17 protein-coding genes and 1 riboswitch are annotated in these 17,857 nt (G+C 61.6%); of the genes, 9 read left to right on the top strand and 8 right to left on the bottom strand.

The window, feature by feature from the left end; translation table 11 throughout:
• Positions 1 to 68: 68 nt before the first annotated feature.
• The 3 genes from WB528_RS25950 to WB528_RS25940 all read left to right on the top strand — a co-directional run bounded on the left by WB528_RS25950 (position 69) and on the right by WB528_RS25940 (position 3,187).
• Positions 69 to 1,319 carry an OpgC domain-containing protein gene (locus WB528_RS25950; protein ID WP_423892096.1) on the top strand — a complete coding sequence of 417 codons (1,251 nt, stop codon included), beginning with the start codon at positions 69 to 71 and terminating at the stop codon, positions 1,317 to 1,319.
• A complete protein-coding gene (locus WB528_RS25945) occupies positions 1,316 to 2,101 on the top strand; it encodes an SGNH/GDSL hydrolase family protein (protein ID WP_423892094.1) in 786 nt (261 codons plus the stop codon). The genes WB528_RS25950 and WB528_RS25945 overlap by 4 nt, the downstream gene beginning before the upstream one ends.
• 66 nt (positions 2,102 to 2,167) lie before the next feature.
• Complete coding sequence (locus WB528_RS25940) at positions 2,168 to 3,187, top strand: SGNH/GDSL hydrolase family protein (RefSeq protein WP_423892092.1); 1,020 nt, start codon at positions 2,168 to 2,170, stop codon at positions 3,185 to 3,187.
• Positions 3,188 to 3,393: 206 nt separating this feature from the next.
• On the opposite strand, the gene WB528_RS25935 is transcribed toward WB528_RS25940, so the two are convergent.
• Positions 3,394 to 4,590 carry an O-succinylhomoserine sulfhydrylase gene (locus WB528_RS25935; protein WP_423892090.1) on the bottom strand — a complete coding sequence of 399 codons (1,197 nt, stop codon included), beginning with the start codon at positions 4,588 to 4,590 and terminating at the stop codon, positions 3,394 to 3,396.
• Between the two features lie 72 nt (positions 4,591 to 4,662).
• Positions 4,663 to 4,742, bottom strand: a riboswitch (SAM riboswitch).
• 105 nt (positions 4,743 to 4,847) lie between these two features.
• Here WB528_RS25935 and WB528_RS25930 point away from each other — a divergent pair.
• On the top strand, positions 4,848 to 5,954 hold the full coding sequence (locus WB528_RS25930) for a 2'-deoxycytidine 5'-triphosphate deaminase (protein WP_423892088.1): 1,107 nt from the start codon (positions 4,848 to 4,850) through the stop codon (positions 5,952 to 5,954).
• Position 5,955: 1 nt separating this feature from the next.
• Here the strand turns inward: WB528_RS25930 and WB528_RS25925 are convergent, their stop codons facing one another.
• Positions 5,956 to 7,296, bottom strand: a complete 1,341-nt coding sequence (locus WB528_RS25925; protein WP_423892086.1) for a PQQ-dependent sugar dehydrogenase — start codon at positions 7,294 to 7,296, stop codon at positions 5,956 to 5,958.
• Positions 7,297 to 7,426: 130 nt separating this feature from the next.
• Here WB528_RS25925 and WB528_RS25920 point away from each other — a divergent pair, with 130 nt between their 5' ends.
• The 3 genes from WB528_RS25920 (at position 7,427) to WB528_RS25910 (ending at position 12,347) form a co-directional block, all read left to right on the top strand.
• Positions 7,427 to 9,616 (top strand): hypothetical protein, encoded by a 2,190-nt coding sequence (locus WB528_RS25920; RefSeq protein WP_423892085.1) that lies wholly within the window; start codon positions 7,427 to 7,429, stop codon positions 9,614 to 9,616.
• A gap of 51 nt (positions 9,617 to 9,667) precedes the next feature.
• Entirely contained in the window at positions 9,668 to 10,720 is a 1,053-nt protein-coding gene (locus tag WB528_RS25915; protein WP_423892083.1) for a hypothetical protein, read from the top strand.
• A gap of 184 nt (positions 10,721 to 10,904) precedes the next feature.
• Positions 10,905 to 12,347 (top strand): MATE family efflux transporter, encoded by a 1,443-nt coding sequence (locus WB528_RS25910; protein WP_423892080.1) that lies wholly within the window; start codon positions 10,905 to 10,907, stop codon positions 12,345 to 12,347.
• A gap of 79 nt (positions 12,348 to 12,426) precedes the next feature.
• Here WB528_RS25910 and WB528_RS25905 read toward each other — a convergent pair whose 3' ends face one another.
• The 6 genes from WB528_RS25905 to WB528_RS25880 all read right to left on the bottom strand — a co-directional run bounded on the left by WB528_RS25905 (position 12,427) and on the right by WB528_RS25880 (position 15,878).
• The gene (locus WB528_RS25905; protein WP_423892078.1) at positions 12,427 to 12,825 is read right to left on the bottom strand and encodes an SRPBCC family protein; all 399 of its coding nucleotides are present in this window, start codon (positions 12,823 to 12,825) and stop codon (positions 12,427 to 12,429) included.
• Between the two features lie 151 nt (positions 12,826 to 12,976).
• On the bottom strand, positions 12,977 to 13,336 hold the full coding sequence (locus tag WB528_RS25900) for a VOC family protein (RefSeq protein ID WP_423892076.1): 360 nt from the start codon (positions 13,334 to 13,336) through the stop codon (positions 12,977 to 12,979).
• 58 nt (positions 13,337 to 13,394) lie between these two features.
• Positions 13,395 to 14,237, bottom strand: a complete 843-nt coding sequence (locus WB528_RS25895; protein WP_423892074.1) for a helix-turn-helix domain-containing protein — start codon at positions 14,235 to 14,237, stop codon at positions 13,395 to 13,397.
• Positions 14,238 to 14,247: 10 nt separating this feature from the next.
• Complete coding sequence (locus tag WB528_RS25890) at positions 14,248 to 14,826, bottom strand: methylated-DNA--[protein]-cysteine S-methyltransferase (RefSeq protein ID WP_423892072.1); 579 nt, start codon at positions 14,824 to 14,826, stop codon at positions 14,248 to 14,250.
• A 235-nt stretch (positions 14,827 to 15,061) separates the two neighbouring features.
• Positions 15,062 to 15,358, bottom strand: a complete 297-nt coding sequence (locus tag WB528_RS25885) for a TetR/AcrR family transcriptional regulator (RefSeq protein ID WP_423892070.1) — start codon at positions 15,356 to 15,358, stop codon at positions 15,062 to 15,064.
• Between the two features lie 139 nt (positions 15,359 to 15,497).
• Positions 15,498 to 15,878 (bottom strand): nuclear transport factor 2 family protein, encoded by a 381-nt coding sequence (locus WB528_RS25880; RefSeq protein WP_423892067.1) that lies wholly within the window; start codon positions 15,876 to 15,878, stop codon positions 15,498 to 15,500.
• Positions 15,879 to 16,075: 197 nt separating this feature from the next.
• Here WB528_RS25880 and WB528_RS25875 point away from each other — a divergent pair, with 197 nt between their 5' ends.
• Both WB528_RS25875 and WB528_RS25870 read left to right on the top strand, forming a co-directional pair.
• Positions 16,076 to 16,666, top strand: coding sequence for an NADPH-dependent FMN reductase (locus WB528_RS25875; protein ID WP_423892065.1), 591 nt, complete (start codon positions 16,076 to 16,078; stop codon positions 16,664 to 16,666).
• 598 nt (positions 16,667 to 17,264) lie between these two features.
• Positions 17,265 to 17,857, top strand: a 593-nt coding sequence (locus WB528_RS25870; protein ID WP_423892063.1) for a tyrosine-type recombinase/integrase, incomplete at its 3' end; no start/stop codon positions are given.

Genomic DNA, 17,857 nt, shown 5'->3' with positions numbered 1-17,857 from the left:
TGTCAAATTCGCTCCGTTGGGCTTATGCTATCGCTTTTCGCCACCCGCCTGTTTCTGACGGTTGTGAGATGACCTCGGTTGCCGATCAAGTTTCCGGACCGCCGCTCGCGGCTGACGCGGGCGACGCCCTGCTTGTGCAGTCGGCGGCATCGGCGATCGCGCGCCCCGCGGCGACCGAGCGCGAATTGCGGCTCGATCTGTTCCGCGGGCTCGCGCTGTGGTTGATCTTCATCGACCATCTGCCGCAGAACCTGCTCACCTGGCTCACGATCCGCAACTACGGATTCTCCGACGCCACCGAAATCTTCATTTTCATTTCCGGCTACACCGCCTCCTTCGTCTACGGCAGGGCAATGCGCGATGCCGGCTTTGTGGTCGCGAGCGCGCGAATCCTGCGGCGGGTCTGGCAGATCTATGTCGCGCACGTCTTCCTGTTCACGATCTTCCTGGCCGAAATCTCCTATGTCGCCGCCAGCTTCGAGAATCCCCTCTACACCGAAGAAATGGGGATCATGGATTTTCTGAAAGAGCCCGACATCACCATCGTCCAGGCGCTGCTGTTGCGATTCCGTCCCGTCAACATGGACGTGCTTCCGCTTTACATCGTGCTGATGCTGTGGCTGCCGTTGATCCTTTGGCTGATGCGGCGGAGCGCCGACCTGACCCTGGGGCTGTCGGTCCTGCTTTATGCCGCGACCTGGCAATTCGATCTCCACTTCTCGGCCTATCCAAACGGAATCTGGTTCTTCAATCCCTTTGCCTGGCAACTGCTGTTCGTGTTCGGCGCCTGGTGTGCGCAAGGCGGCGCGCAGCGGATGTCGCGCATCATCGCCTCGCCGATCACCCTGTGGACGTGCGGCGCCTATCTCTTGTTCGCCTTCTTCGTCACGCTGACCTGGTACGTGCCGCAGTTCGGCCATTTGATGCCCAAACGGCTCGAGCAGTGGATGTATCCCATCAGCAAGACCGACTTAGACGTGCTGCGGTTTGTGCACTTCCTGGCGCTTGCGGCCCTCACCGTGCATTTCCTGCCGAGGGACTGGCCGGGCCTGAAATCTCCCTGGCTGCGACCTTTAATCCTCTGTGGCCAGCATTCCCTCGAGATATTCTGTCTCGGCGTATTCCTGGCCTTCGCCGGCCATTTCATCCTCGCCGAGTTGTCGGGAGGAACCGGGTTGCACTTTGTTATCAGTATTTCGGGAATCCTGATCATGTCGGCCGCGGCGTGGCTCTTTTCGTGGTACAAGCATTCCGCCGACAAGAGTGGCCGAGCAAAGGCTACCGGCGGCAACGCCGATCTGGCGGGAGGGGGCGCATGAAGTTCGTCTCAGGGGCAATCCTGAGTGTGAGCCTGCTGGCCGGTTTTCTGGCCGCGGTTCCTGCGCGCGCGGACGACCCGCCTGCGCCGCCGGCCGCTCCAACCTGCGAAGTTCCCGACTATTTCCTGACCGGCGAAACGGCGCTGCCGAAGGTCGCGGAGAGCATCAAGGCAGGTGGCCCGTTGAATATTATGGTCGTCGGCAGCCGGTCATCGATGATCGGCGCTAACCCGAGCGCCTCCGAGGCCGCCGCCTACCCGGGCCAGATGCAGGCCGCCTTGAAAGAGAAGCTGCCGGCGATCGAGGTTAATTTATCCGTAGAAATACAGGCCAAGAAAACCGCCGAGGAGGTCGCGGCCGGGTTTTCGAAGTTGGTAGAAAGTAAAAAGCCTGTCCTGGTGATATGGCAGACCGGAACCGTCGACGCCATGCGCTCGGTCGATCCGGACGATTTTCGCACTGCGGTCGACGAAGGCGTCGTTGCGTTACGGGACGCCGGAGCCGACGTCATCTTAATCACTCCGCAATATAGTCCGCGCACGGAATCGATGATTTCCGCCCCGCCGTACCTAGATAACATGCGTGTGGTGGCGCAGGACCATGACGTTCCGCTATTCGACCGTTTCGCGCTTATGCGAAATTGGTCCGAGGCCGGAGAGTTCGATCTGTTCAGCGCGGTTCATGGCGCGGAGCTTGCGAAGCAGGTTCACAAGTGCCTTGGGCGTGCGTTGTCGCAATTCATTATGGCCGCGGCTCATCCGAAGCCGGCGCAGGAGAATTGAGGAAGTCTACCGTTGAAGACGTTCTGGAGTGATTGCCGCCCTTTTTGCGGATTGACGTCGCGGGCTTTGGCTACAGCGCTCTTGCTGCTGATCCCTGCCGCAACGGCGACCGTTGGCGCCGAGAACGCGCAACAGTCTGCGGTTTCCGATAGCGTCAAGTCCGATGCCGCCAGGCCAGTTGCCGACGATGCCGGCCAGGCGCCGCAGGCAAACCAGGCGCCGCCGGCAAATCCGGCGCCGCCAGCCAATCAAGCGCCGTCGGCAAATCAGATGCGGCCGGACAACCAGGCGCGACCGAAGAGCCTCACCGACAAGGCGATCGAGAAGGTCAGACAGGTTGCAAAGACGGCGAGCGACATTTTCAGCCGAGTGCCGTGCCTGCCGCCGAAGGGAGCCCCACGAACGGTTGGCTCGCTGCGGCGTGTCGCTCACAAGCTGGCGGCAGGCGAGCCGGTCGTGATCGTCGCTTTCGGATCGTCCTCGACGCAAGGGTACGGTACGTCCGCGCCCGAGTTCACCTATCCCAATCGCCTGGCGGCGCAGCTGCACCGCAAATATCCGACCGCCGATATCACGGTCATCAACCGCGGCCACGGCGGCGACGATGCGCAAGAGATGATGAAGCGGTTACAGAATGAAGTGATCGACATGCATCCCGACATGGTGATCTGGCAGGTCGGCACCAACGCGGTGATACGCGATCTCGATCCCGATGCGACCGCGCAGCTGGTGCAGGACGGCGTGGCTCGCATTCAGGCGGCCGGCGCCGATGTTGTGCTGGTCGATCCGCAGTATTCGCCGCGCGTGACTGAGCATCCACAGAACGCCAGCAAAATGGTAAGGCTGCTCAGCCGGGTCGGCCAGCTTCGCCATATCGGCGTGTTCCCTCGCTTCGAGGTGATGCGCCAGTGGCACGAGAACCAGGCGTTGCCGATCGACAGTTTCGTCATCGCCGACGGGTTGCACATGAACGATTGGGGCTATGCCTGCTTCGCTCAATTGCTTGGCGACGACATCATCCGCTCCGTCGGCCAGATCAAGCTCGGCATCAACGTGCCCAGCGCGCCAATCAACCGGCCGATGTGAGTTCAGCCACCGCTCCCTTGCTCGTCGTCCCTGCGAAAAGCAGGGACCCATAAACACCGGCCGGAGTGAGGGAGCAAAATCTCTTGTTCCTCTCGTGGTCTTACAATGGCCGCGGCGTACGGCTCCCGGCTCGCGCCCCTGTCATCGGGCGCGCATTCGCGCGACCCGGTGGCTTGGCCGGGACGACAGCACGGAATGCGGCCAGCTCACGCCTTTTCCAGCGCCGTGTGCAAATCCTCGATCAGGTCGTCAGGATGTTCGAGGCCGGTCGAGAAGCGGATGAAGCCGTCGCTGATCCCAAGCTCGGTGCGCGCTTCCGGGCTGAGCCTCTGATGCGTGGTGGTTGCAGGATGCGTGACGAGGCTCTTGGCGTCGCCGAGATTGTTGGAGATGCGCGCGAGCTTCAGTCCGTTGAGCGTGCGGAATGCGCCGGCCTTTCCGCCCTTGACCTCGAAGCCGACCAGCGTGGACCCGCCGCGCATCTGCTTCTTCACCAGCTGAGCCTGCGGATGGTCTTCGCGTCCGGGATAGATCAGTCGCGAGATTTTTGGATGCCGCGCCAATGCGTCTGCGATCCTGGCGGCGGTATCGGTCTGGGCGCGAACCCTGACCGCCAGCGTCTCCAGCCCCTTGAGCAGCACCCAGGCATTGAACGGTGAAATCGAGGGGCCGGTCTGGCGCATGAAGTTGTGCAGGTGCTCGGCAACGAAGGCTTCGGAAGCGAGGATCATGCCGCCGAGACAGCGGCCCTGGCCGTCAATGTGCTTGGTCGCGGAATAGACCACGACATCGGCGCCGAGCGACAACGGGCTTTGCCAAATCGGCGTGGCAAAGACGTTGTCGACGATCAGCCGTGCGCCGCTCGCGTGAGCGATCTCCGCGATCGAGGAAATATCGAGCACGTCGAGCGTCGGATTGGTCGGGCTTTCGAGGAAAAAACTCTTGGTATTGGGCCGCACCGCGCGCTTCCACTGGTCGAGATCGAGTCCATCGACCAATGTGGAGGCAATGCCGTAACGCGGCAGCAGATCTTCGACCACATAACGGCAGGACCCGAACATCTGCTTCGCAGCGACGACGTGGTCGCCGGCTTTCAACGGCGCCAGGATGGCGGTCGTCACCGCCGCCATGCCGGTTGCGGTTGAGCGGCCGGCTTCGGCGCCTTCGAGCTCGATCATGCGCCGTTCGAACATCGCAATCGTCGGATTGGAATAGCGCGAGTAGATATAGCCGGGGTCTTCACCCTTGAAGCGCGCCTCGCATTGTTCGGCGGTGTCGTAGACATAGCCCTGGGTGAGAAACAGCGCCTCGGACGTTTCGCCGAATTCCGAGCGGATGGTTCCGGAATGGACCAGCCGGGTCTCGGGGCGGTAGCGGGAAGGGGACGCAGCAGATTTCGACATGTGACCTCCGTCATGACCGTTCCTCGAAAACGGTCATAAAAAAACCGGCCTGGAAAATTCCACAGGGCCGGGATCACATTGTCCCCGGCCTGTTTAGCGACTTATTTAACGTGGCTGCAAGCCGGCCGGCTCAAATCACCACGGGATAAGTCATGCTCTATTCCCTCGCACTCTTTCCGTCAAGGCGACCATCGGATAACCGGTAAAAGGCCCTATTTTCAGCGCTTATGGGTCACCCCGTAAGGATCGTAACCCCTGTGAGCTTCACGCTTCAGCCCGGCGCCAATGGCATCCTGCCCGACCGCATGATCGCGGCGATGGCGGAGGCGGGCCTCATCCTGCCGGCCTATCCGTTTGTCGAAAGCCAGATTCAGCCCGCCAGCCTCGATCTGCGGCTTGGCGACATTGCCTATCGGGTGCGGGCGAGTTTTCTGCCAGGTCCCGGCGCGACCGTGGCCGAACGTATCGACGAATTGAAGCTGCATGAAATCTCGCTCGCCGACGGCGCGGTGCTGGAGACCAATTGCGTCTATATCGTGCCGCTGCTGGAGTCGCTGGCGCTGCCGGGCGAAATCGTAGCCGCCGCGAACCCCAAGAGTTCGACGGGCCGGCTCGACGTCTTCACCCGCGTGATCGCGGACGGCACAAGGCGTTTCGACATGATCGGCGCGGGCTATCACGGGCCGCTCTATGCCGAGATCAGTCCAAAGACCTTTCCGGTGCTGCTGCGCGAGGGCTCGCGGCTCTCACAGGTGCGCTTTCGCACCGGCGACGCCATTCTCGGCGCGGACGAACTCCGCGCATTGCATACGCTGGAACGCCTGGTTGATGTCAACGATGCCGACCTTGTCAACGGCGTGGCGCTGAGCGTCGATCTCTCCGGCGAAAACGCCAAGGGATTCGTCGGTTACCGCGCCAAGCGCCATACCGGCGTGGTCGACATCGATCGCCGCGGCGGCTATTCGATCGAGGAGTTCTGGGAACCGATTGCCGCGCGGTCCGATGGCAGCCTCATTCTCGATCCCGGCGAGTTCTACATTCTGGCCTCCAAGGAAGCCGTGCAGGTGCCGCCGGATTACGCCGCCGAGATGGTGCCGTTCGATCCACTGGTCGGCGAATTCCGCGTGCATTACGCGGGCTTCTTCGATCCCGGTTTTGGCTATGCGGGCGCCGGCGGCAAGGGCTCACGCGCGGTGCTGGAAGTTCGCTCGCGCGAAGTGCCGTTCATTCTCGAACATGGTCAGATCGTCGGCCGCCTGGTTTACGAAAAAATGCTGGCGCGGCCCGCTTCGATGTACGGCCAGCGCATCGGTTCAAATTATCAGGCGCAGGGCCTGAAGCTCTCCAAGCACTTTCGCGTCTAGCTCACCGCTTGGCTGGTGTCACCCTCCAGACCGCATTGCCGACATCGTCCGCCACGAGCAGCGCGCCCCGGCTGTCGATCGCGACACCTACGGGCCGGCCTTGCGCCTCGCCGTCGTTGTTCAGGAAGCCGGTCAGTACGTCACGCGGCGCGCCGGAAGGCATGCCGTTCGCGAACGGCACGAAGATCACCTTGTAGCCGGCGCGAGGCTTGCGGTTCCACGAGCCATGCTGGCCAATGAAGGCGCCGTCGGCCATTTCAGGCGGAAACAACTTGCCGGTATTGAAGGTTAAGCCCAGCGAAGCGGTGTGCGCGCCGAGCGCGTAATCCGGCGCAATGGCCTTTGCGATGAGATCAGGACGCTGCGGTAGGACACGGGCGTCGACATGCTGGCCGTAATAGCTGTAGGGCCAGCCGTAAAACGCGCCGTCCTTCACCGACGTCATGTAGTCGGGCACGAGATCGTTGCCGAGTTCATCGCGTTCATTGACGACGACCCACAACGCGCCGCTTTGCGGCTGCCATGCCGGTCCGTTCGGATTGCGAATGCCCGAGGCGAACACGCGCCATTTACCTGTGGCACGATCCACCTCAAGAACGGCGGCGCGATTGGTCTCGGCATCCATGCCGTTTTCACCGGCATTGCTGTTGGAGCCGACGGTCGCATAAAGCTTGGTCCCATCCGGAGAGGCGACGATATCCTTGGTCCAATGATGGTTAAGCGGGCCTCCCGGCAAGTCCGCGAGCTTCACCCCGGCGGCGGTGATTTTGGTGTCGCCGCTGTGGTAGGGAAATTTCATGATCGCGTCGGAATTGGCGACGTAGAAATCGCTGCCGACCAGCGCCATGCCGAAAGGCGAGTTCAGCCCTTCGAGAAAAACGCTCTTGGTCTCGGCGATGCCGTCGCCATCGGTATCACGCAACAGCGTGATGCGATTGGCGCTCACGGTGTCGGCGCCTGCGCGGCCCATCACCAGTTTGGTGATCCAGCCCTTGATACCTTTCTCTTCGTCAGGCCTTGACGGTGCGTTGGTCTCGGCCACCAGCACATCGCCATTCGGCAGAACGTAGAGCCTGCGTGGATGGTCGAGCGCGGTCGCAAATGCGTTGACCGCCATTCCATCAGCTGCGGTCGGCTTGCCGCCCGCGGGCCAGCCGATCGCCTTGGCGACATTGATGGTCGGGACCAGTGATTTTTCCGGTTCGACCAGCGTCGGCTTGGGCCCGAACGTTTGTCCGACCGTGGCGGTTTCGTGTTCGTTGCAGCCGGAGAGCAGCAGCGCCAGATTCACGGCACAGAATGCAAGCAGAAGATTTGGACGAAGCCGAATGGGTTCACGCATATTTGTCCCTCGCCAATGGTGGCAGGTTACGGCAATTTTCGAGCACATATAACGCATCGCTTCAATCTACCGCAGTGAAAACATTCGCATGTTTCTCTAAGGTTGTCGTCATTTTTGAGGAGGTATTTCGATGTGGGCCTTTTTCAAAAAATCGACGAAAGCAATTGCGTGGTTTGTTTGGCGCCTCGGTCCGAGGCTGTTGAGCCTCGGGTTTGTCATCTGCCTCGCATTCCTGCTCGTGTTTGCCGTGCTCGATACCCGCCGCGACATCGCCTATCGTTATTCAACGCCTGACTCTCCGCAATGCGCGGGCTGGGGTTTGCAGGACGGTTCGAAACAGGACGGCTGGAAAGATCAATCGACCGTTCTGACCAGGTACAAGAATGACGAACTGAGCGCAGTTGCCGCAGAGCCTGGCCTTGCCGCCGCTTTCACTTGCATGCTGCAGCGTCATGCGATGAGAGAGGGCTTTGTTCCTTATGACCAGGTCAAGGCAGGTAACCCCTCGATCGGCTATTATCTTTCCTTCCTCGAATTCCAGGAGGACGGAAACCTGGTTGAACGGGACCGAAATGGAAATCTTCTCACCCAAACCCAGTTTCAGGTGCTGGCAGATCATTTGAAACGGCAAAAAGACGCCGGACGGCAGAACTTCGTGTTCGCATTCGTCCATGGCTGGCGGCACGACGCCCGCGTCGGAGACGAGAACGTTGAAAATGTTCGGTTGATGAGCGCCTACTTGGCGAGTTTTCTGCAGCAGCGCTGCGAGATCGCTGGCAGGTATTGCGGGGTTTCCGTCACGGCTGTCTATATCGGGTGGCGCGGCGCTCGGGTGGACGAACAGCGGCTGGGTTGGCTGTTCGGCGGCTACTTCCCCGGCCTGACTTCGATGATCGGCGATGTCCTGGCGTCCATGACGCTGTTTGACCGCAAACCGGTCAGCGAGCGAATTGCTCCCTCGGTGGTTTCCGAGCTGCAGGAAATCGATCGGCGCATGCGCGAGGGGGAGAATGCTTCGCTGGATTGGTTCCAGCGATCCCGCATGATCGTCCTAGGACACAGCCTGGGCGGCAATCTGCTGGCGACTGCGCTTCGAGACCAGATGATTGCGATCGTGAACAAGAACTTCGACGCGATCCAGAAGGCAGCCGCGGCCCCCAATTCGATTCAACCAAAGCCGTTGGTAAAATCACCGCTTGGCGATCTTGTCGTGCTGCTCAATCCAGCGGCCGAAGCAGAAAAATGGACCTCGATCCAGCGCACCTTCTCCAATCGCGTCAACGCGGCGGTTATTTCGAAAGACGTGCAGACCGCCTATCGCGTGGATCAGCCGCCGATCTACCTGTCCTTGACCGCGGCGCATTCCTGGCCGGCAAACGATATCCATGAGTCGGACATCCACGGCCTGGAGCAAGAGTATCCCAATCAGAAAAACCGCTGCGATCTCATTCAAAAGCATCTTTATGACCAGTATGAGCCTTCGTACGATTACGATTCGGCTACCTACGATCTCTTCCCGTTCTTCAAATTCGACTTCAGGCCGCTCGCCCAAACGATCGAAGACCGGTCTGACCCAAATCGTTTTGATTGCACTCCCGCCAAAGGCGCCCCCAAGCCGGACTGGGTCGAAAAGCCGGGCTGGGTCAAAAGGAAAATCTGGATCGCGCTTGCGGCTGCGCTCAGAAATCTTCCTTTCATGGATACCAATATCGAGCAGACGCGCACGATCGGCCATGTCGATCCGATGCGGGCGCCATATGTTCTGTTGACGGACGCGGATAAAGCAAAAAAGGACCCGGCGACCTGGATTGGTACGACCCACGAGTTTCTTGTAAACGCCATGGGTCGTAAGCAAAAGCCGCCGAGGTCGAGGTGGCTCAGGTTAAAGGAACCGATGGCGAAGACGCCGAACGTCGAGACCGCTTCCTACGAAGACGCTGCGTCGGCGATAAGTTCGGAGTGCGATATTGTCGATGGCTGGCTGGTGACCGCGCGCGACGAGGGTGAACAAGAAAGCTGGGATAGTGGATGGTCGAACCGCAGGAACGGCAAGTTCGTGCCTGGCAAACACCCCAACCTGACCCATATTCGTTTCCTCCCCGACGATCCCAAGCTCTACGTTGAAGGACAGTTTCGCCAGGTATTGCATGCTTCGGGCATGAGGCCGATCACTGGACGCTACGATCCGTTTTGGAACGTCCGTGCGTTTGAAAGCGCCATGACCGAGCATGACGGCTATGTTTCATATCCCCTGATCTGCTCGATCTTTCAATTCGCGATGGACAAGATTACAGCTGAGTCATCGCCTTCGAAGCCATGAGCAGGCGTTCTCCGTGAGGAGGGCGGCGTGACCAACGTTGGGGGGAGAGCGATGACGGATGCCCAGCCGGAAACGCAGCAAGCCGAATGGCGGCGCTGGCGAGGCGTCGCCGAGCTTTATCACGCCTATTTCACCGGCCTCATTCTCACGATGGTGACACGGCGCGGGACGCCTGATGCCGCGGAGTTCGTGTTTCGGGTCTTTCGCCGTCAACAGCAGGAGCGTTTCCTGCCGGGTCTCGAAAAGCTCGGCCTCACCCACCTGCCGCCGGCGGTGGCAGCCGCGCAATATCATTATCTCTCCAACTGGATCGGCGGCGTCCACGTCGAATACATGTATGAGACCGATCGCAAGGCCTGGATCCGTTATCCGCCGCCGCGCTGGATCTGGAAGGGGACGGCGATCTGCGGCGTGCCTGGCGAGGTCTCGCGCGCGATGCTGCGCGGCTGGCACGCTAATAACGGCGTCTCGCTCGGAAATCCGGGACTGGGCTTTGTCTGCACCAAACAGAGCGTGGACGGCCAGGACGGCCTCGAAGGCTACTACTGCGAATACGAACATCCGATCGACGTCGATCAGAGGCTGGTATTTGCGCGCCACCTCGAGGCGCCGCTGTTCGATCCGGCCCTGGCGCCGGCGTTGCCGGTCTCGAGTTGGCCGAAGCCGCGGCTTGAGAAGGCGTACCGGAATTACGCGATGGAATATGTGCGTACGGCGGCGCCCGTCCTTGTGCAGTTGTTAGGGCCTGCGGAAGCCGGCCACCTCTTGAGGCTGACGGGCAAGCTGATCGGCATGCAGTATTTCGACGAGGTCGCAGGCCACTTCGCGTGCGGCAGAGGGGATGCCCGGGCTTTCGCGGCCTTCCTGCATGCACTGCTCGTGGCGCAAGGCGATTCGGCTGAGCTCTCGCAGTCCGGCGCCGTGTTCGAAGTCAGGCAACAAAGCTGGATGTTGATGGCCGATGTTGGCGATCGTCATCCGGCCTGCGCGGGTGTCTTGCAGGGATTGTTCGAAGGTCTCTCTGCCGCTTGCGGCCGGCGCATTGGCGTTACCATGACGGCGTCGGATGCAGGTCTCGCCCCCTTTATCTGGACGATCGGCTAGCCAGTGTCCCTTTGGTTTTGACATTCGTAAAAGTGTTCGCGAACGGGGACACCGGGCTCGCACTGCGAAATAACGCCTGTTTGAGCAGGCGGCCATGCGCCGGGGCTACTAGCGCAGTATCCCATGGATGCGTACGAAAATGGCATGAGACGGCAAAATGCCGGCAAGCTGCGCGGGATAGGAAATGTCCGAAATAGGGGGTGCGGCGATCGCCGGCGCCGATAACGCGGATCCGGCGCTGCCGTTGAGAGATGCGCTGATCGATGGGTCGATCCTGCGTACCCTGTTGCGTCTGGCGTGGCCGAATGTCATTGCGCTCAGCGCCGGCACCTGCGTGGTGATCGCCGAGACGTCCTATATCGGCCGGATCGGCGTCGAGCCGCTGGCGGCGATGGCGCTGGTGTTTCCGTTCGTGATCCTCACCATGACGATGTCCGGCGGCGCGATGGGCGGCGGTGTCGCCTCCGCGATCGCACGCGCGCTCGGCAGCGGCGATGCCGAGCGCGCTTCGATACTGGCGTCGCATGCCTTGCTGATCGGCTTCTGTTTCGGGCTGTTCTTCATGGTCGGCATGCTGATCTTTGGCACGCTGTTGCTGGAAATGCTGGGTGGCCGCGGCAGCGTATTGGCGCATGCGATTGCCTATACGCAGGTGTTTTTCAGCGGCGCCGTGTTGCCGTGGCTGATGAATTCGATGGCGGGCATCCTGCGCGGTACCGGCAACATGAAATTGCCGTCGATGCTGATTCTATGCGCGGCGGTGCTTCAGATCATCTGCGGCGGCGCGCTTGGTCTTGGCCTCGGCCCGATCCCGCAATTCGGCATGCGCGGCATCGCGGCGGGCGCCTTGATCGCCTTTACAGTCAGCATCGGCGTGATGTCGTGGTATCTGTTCTCGGGGCGCGCGCGGGTCGTTCCGAAGATCGTCGGCTTGCAAGTTCGGTGGGAGATGCTCGCCGACATCCTCAAGGTCGGCGTCATCTCGTGCTTCTCGCCATTGCAGTCGGTGCTGAGCATCAGCATTTTCACGCATTTCCTGGCGCGTTTTGGCACCGAGGTCCTCGCTGGTTTCGGCATCGGCTCCCGGCTTGAATTCATGCTGACGTCGCTCGCCTTCTCGTTCGGGATTGCCTCGGTGCCGATGATCGGCATGGCGATCGGTGCGGAACGAATTGCACGCGCCCGAAAAATTGCCTTGGTGGCAGGCGTGGTCTCGTTCGTCGCGGTCGGCGTGATCGCGACGGTGATCGCCATCATCCCTGACATCTGGGTCGATATTTTTACGGCCGATCCGGGCGTGCGCGCCGCCGGCCGGCACTATCTGTCGACGGTAGCCCCGATGTACGCCTTCATTGGGTTGGCGATGTCGATGTATTTTTCCTCGCAAGGCGCGGCCAAGATGCTGGGTCCGGTGCTGGCGCAAACCGCACGTCTGCTGTTCATCGCGGGCGGCGGCTGGTGGCTGGTCACGCGCGACGCCAGTGCCGGGGACTTCTTCATCCTGGCCGCAGCGTCGATGGTGCTGCTGGGCGTGCTGTCGGCCGGAAGCGTCTTTCTGACGCGGTGGGGGCCGAAAGGCGAGGCGGCCTTGCCGGGCCGCCCGGTGCTGTCAGGGATGATCGACTAGCTCTCGCCTATAGCACGATGCCGGCGGCGGCGTCCGCGGCCGAAACCGCCTGCCATCTGATGATCCGCGGGATCAGACGCTACCGCTGTTCGAGGACCTTCTGCATCGCGACCACCGCCAGGTCCATCTGGCCCGAGACGTAGGGCGCAATTTCATTCGGCAGCACATCGACAATCCAGGTGATCCGGCTGCGGGCCTCGCCGTCGGCAAAGACCTGCACCGACGCGCTGTAATGCTTCACGCGCTCGTTGGCGAGGATGGCGTAGACCAGCCGCCGCCGCGCCTCGTCGCAATCCACGAATTCCTCGCGCGCCACATTGCCGTTGTGGAAGGTCACGATGCGCGCGCTGCCGTCGAGTTTGCAGTCCACGGCAAATCCCGGCCCTAGCCGCCGATGCACAGCGCCGAAATCGCGCACCGCATCCCAGACGTCGTCTGGGCGCGCATTGACCGGAATGTCTTTGTAGATCGAAGCCATGGGTAGGACGTCCTGCAAGAGAGAGGTCTGTCGCGAGCTTTATCGCCTCATGGTGAGGAGCGCGGCTTCGCGCGTCTCGAACCATGAGGCCGCATCCTTCGAGACGCTTGCCAGTGCAAGCTCCTCAGGATGAGGGGCAAGTGTAAAACGCTTATGTGCAAACCGCCTCGATGTTATTGCCGTCGGGGTCGATCAGGAACGCGGCAAAGTAGGTCGGACTATAATCCTTGCGCGCGCCGGGTGCGCCGTTGTCGCGGCCACCGGCTCTGATTCCCTCACTGTGGAATTTCCCGATGGCCGCGTGATCGGGGGCGTGGAACGCGACGTGGGCGCCGGTCGCGGCCGGCCCTTTGTGCAGATGCAGCCATAGCGCCGGCTCGCCTTTGGGGCCGAATCCCGCCCCGCTCGCATCCTTCGAACACAGGACGTAGCCGAGCGGCGCCAGCGCCGCTGTGTAGAATTTTACGCTTGTCTCGAGATTGCCGACTCTAATTCCGACGTGATCGTACATGGCCGTCTCCATTCGTCATGGGCGGCTTTAAGGCCGCCAGGCATGAAGACGACACTAGTCAGTGCAATGCTTTGTTCTCTTGGAAAATCTTGCGCTTTCCTCGCGCGGCGTCACGGAAGGCGCCGGGCGAAACGCCAGCGGCGCGATGGAACGTGCGCACGAAATTGGAGAGGTCGCCAAAGCCGACATCATAGGCGATGTCGGTGATCGCGCTATCCTCCTCAGTCAGCAGGCGCGCCGCATGGCGCAGCCGCGAGCGCACCAGATATTGGTGCGGGGTGACGCCGAGCACCCTGGCAAACAGGCGCAGGAAGTGGAACGCGCTGATGCCGGCCTGGTTGGCGGCGGCGTCAAGGTCGATCTCCCGATGCGAATTCGCCTCGATCCATTGCGCGGTTTCGACCGCCCGGCGGCGGTCGCGCGCCTTGATCGCAACGGGCTTGCGCACGCGGTCCGATACCGTATCGACAAAGCGGCTGGCGAAGAGATGGCCGACCTCGTCAAGCCCGATATCGCTGCGGCCACCGGCGACGGCCTGGGCCAGTTCGCCGAACACCATCAATTCAGGCAGCGGCGGCGCGGCGCCGACCCGCCACGCATCTGGTCGGCCTCCGATCGTCTCGACCAACTCCGGTTCCAGAAAGAACGAAAGGCACTCGTCGCCGCAAACGTGGTGGTCATGGGTGCAGACATATTCGTCGCCGGGAAAGCCCACCAGCACCGACCCCGCCACCAGATCGAACGACCGGCCGCGGCTTTGGCAGCCGAAGCTGCCTTTCCGCACAAACGAGACGGAATGACAGTGAAACTGTTCCGTGAACGGCTTGTCGCCGGGTCCGGCGCTGCAGCGGAAATCCGACACCGAGATCGAGCGGTGCTTCAGGAGAGTTGTTCTGATCATGTATGGAAAATTAACCCGGCGGCCGCGGCGGGGCAACCGGGAGCAGCACGTCGAGCAGGGTCTTGTTCGCGGAACTGCCGGCGCCCTCGATCGACCGCAGCCGCCGTTTGGAGACTAACCCGCCATGAGGTGACATCTTGTCGGCATAGCCACCCGCCTCCAGCACGCGATGACAGGGGACGATGACGACAAAGGGATTGCGGGCAACGGCCTGGGCGACCGATCGCAAGGCGCCGGAAGCCCCGAGCCTGACCGCGATCTCGCTATAGGTGAGAGTCTCGCCGCGCGGAATCCGCTGCGTGATCTGATAGACCCGTTGATCGAAGACGCGAATGCCGCCCATGTCGAGCGTGACATCGGAGAAGTCAACCGTCTCTCCGCGCAGGAAGGCGACAATACCTTCGATCGCGGCTTCGGCGTTGGGTGTCGGCCGCGTTTCACGGGCCTCTGGATAAAGCTTAAAAAGCCGCCGGCGGGTTTCGATCTCGCGGGCCTCGGGAAGCTGCACGCCAACGATGCCGGACTGACCCCATGCGATGCCGCATCGGCCAATCGCCGTGTCGAATATGATGTACGCCCGCCCCAACATGCTTTCAGTCCCCGGAAGCATCATAACACTGTCACAAACGGCCGCATCCGGAAACTTCGACTTCGGTTAAAGCTGTGAGCAAAACCAGCGGTCAGCTTTCCTTCCCCTTGGTCGATGCGCCCATCGCCGCCGTCATCACGGCCGCGACCATTTCGTCGTGGGTCAGCGGTTCGTACATGAACGGCCTGAAGCGGCCGATTGTGGTCGAGCGTCAGGAAGCCATGGGCGGTCGAGGTCATGATGATGGTGCGGACCTTGACTTCTGTCTCGTCGGCGTCTTCAGGAAGTCGCTCTCGAACATCAGCCGATAGAGCCCCGGCCGCTTGGTCGCGAAATCATGGAAGGCGCGGCCGCTGGCGCGCAGCCGGGCGCGGCCGTCGCCGGCGCCTTCAAGGGCCGCTTCATATAGCGCGACTAGGTCTTCGAAGCCGCGCGCCGCAACGGTCGCGAGCAGCGCGTCACGGTCGGGGAAGTGGCGATAGGGCGCCGCGCGCGACACGCCCAGCGACTGCGACAGGTCACGCAGCGACACCGCTCCCGGGCAACACCGGCAACAAGGCCAACTCCGTCGATCCCGGCATTGGCCTGCGTTACCAGTTCTGACGATCTGACCAACACGGCGGAGACATTCGAGAACGCGCATCCATCAGGCGCGTTCGAGAGTGCCTCCGCTACTTTGCGTGCTCGACAAGATGCGAGCGCGTGGGTGAGGGCTCGAACCGGTCGGCGAAATATTGCGTTTCGTGGGCCACCTGCCCATCGCGGAATTCCATGATGCTCACCGTGTAAGACGGGATGCCGTCATAGGTGAGGATGAATTCGGTGACCCAGAGATCGCCGCTGCCGATCATTCGCCGGACCGAAAAACGCTTCTTGTTGGGTTGAACCGTCCGGCTCTCCTGAATCTTGCGCCGGCCGAGGATCCGCTCGCCCGATTGCGGATAATCGAGCACGGCATCCTCGCGGTAGATTTCATGTTCGGTCTTGAAATCGCTGGCGTCCGAAGCCGCCCAATGGCGTTCCAGCGCGAGGCGCACCGTTCGATCGTCCATTTCATCCTCCTGTCTCGCAAGGCCCCGCCAGCCCCGGCAGGCTTCGGAACGACGTCTCCACGATCCCGGTGTCGGGCGCGCTTTTCCGATCGAATTTCGGAAGCAGCGCTCATATCCTCATATCGATGTATAAGTGGCCGGCGAACTAATCTGTGTTTAGCCGGCCTTGCGGTCAACCTGGCCGCCGAAGGATCGCAATGAGCAATCGAATCCTGATTTTCTATGGCTCGTATCGTTCCGACCGGATGGGTATCCGTCTCGCCGAATTCGTGGTCGAGCGGTTTCGGCGCCGTGGCGACGACATTGAGCTGATCGACGCCAAGGCGATCAACCTTCCGATGCTCGACCGGATGTACAAGGAATATCCGCCCGGAAAAGCGCCCGAACAGCTTGAGCGCCTGGCCGGAAAGATCCGCGATGCGGACGGCTTCGTCTTCGTCACAGGCGAATATAACTGGGGCGTGCAGCCCGGACTGAAAAACCTGACGGATCATTTTCTGGAAGAATGGTTCTGGCGCCCGGCTGCGATCGCGAGCTATTCGGGCGGGCGTCTGTCCGGCACGAGGTCCGCAACCGCCTGGCACGGCACGCTCTCCGAGATGGGGATGGTGGTGGTTTCAAGCACGATCGCCGTTGGTCCCATTGCACAGACCCTCGACGCCAACGCTGCGCCCACAGGTGAAGGCGGCAAGGCGCTCGAACGGGCGTTCCTCCGCTTCGCCGACGATCTGGCGTGGTGGATGGAGGCGGCAAAACTGCAGCGGCAGCGCAAACCGCCGCCGTATTGATCGAGCTTGCCGCATGGGGTAGGCCTTCACATAACTCGGCGGGATTAGCTTAGCCGTGTGACCAAGCGCTTGCAGTTCGCGGCCCCAGTGATGCGCCGACGGACACGCTTCGATTACGACCAGGCATGGCGGCGGCTCGCCAAAATACTCCAACACCTTTGCGCGACTGACGCGCTTGCGGATCACAACCGCGCCCGCAACATCGACCCGTGCACCTGAAAGATCGACTTCGCAATATCCAGACCAATCGTGCTAACCTCGCCCATGGACGGCTCCTCTCAATGTGGTTGCTCTAACGCAACCACCCTATGGCACCTCGATGCCGCAGAGTGGGCGCCGTCCACAGCATCAAGCGCGTCATTCTGACCTTGGGCCTGCGACTTCCGGTCTGCCCCTAGCAACGGACGTTCTCGGCATAGGTCAGAAGGTCTCAAACGGGCCAATGAACGAACCCGCTCGCGCGGGAGGGGCTGGCGGCGCGGTCGGGGGATCACGTCTGTCACAGTGTAACTGTTTGAACGAGAACAGGTGACGGGCGGTCGCTCCGTCTTGAGGATCGAGGGGTTTCCAAACTCCAACCTCAAGACAGGAACTCCCAATGAACGAGAAGCCCATCAGCCCGCTGCGCCGGCGCATGATCGAAGACATGACGGTGCGCAACTTCGTCGAGAAGACGCGCAACGACTATATCCGACACGTCGGGACATTCACAGCCTTTCTCGGCCGCGCGCCGGATACGGCCACGCCTGAAGATCTTCGCCTTTTCCAGCTGCATCAGACGCAGGCCGGCGTGGGTGCGCCGAGCATCAACGGCTCGGTTGCGGCGCTGCGTTTCTTCTTCACCGTGACGCTCGACCGCCCCGAGATGGCAAGGCACCTGACGTTCGTGCGGGAGCCGCGCAGGATCCCGGTGATTTTGAGCCTGGAGGAGATCGCACGGCTGCTGGAGGCGGCCCCCGGACCGAAGTACAAGGCCGCGCTGAGCGCCGCTTATGGCGCCGGACTGCGGGTTTCTGAAGTTGTTGCCCTGAAGGTATCGGACATCGATTCCGAGCGTATGCTGCTGCGCATCGAGCAGGGCAAGGGGCGCAAGGATCGTTTTGCAATGCTTTCCCCGCTGCTATTGGAGTTGCTGCGCGATTGGTATCGCATCGCCCGGCCCGCGGTCTGGCTGTTCCCGGGCCGTGATCC

The organism is Bradyrhizobium sp., from assembly GCF_049586575.1.
GTDB lineage: Bacteria > Pseudomonadota > Alphaproteobacteria > Rhizobiales > Xanthobacteraceae > Bradyrhizobium.
Note: the sequence above shows the minus strand (reverse complement) of the source record. Positions and strands in the feature narration are given on the sequence as shown.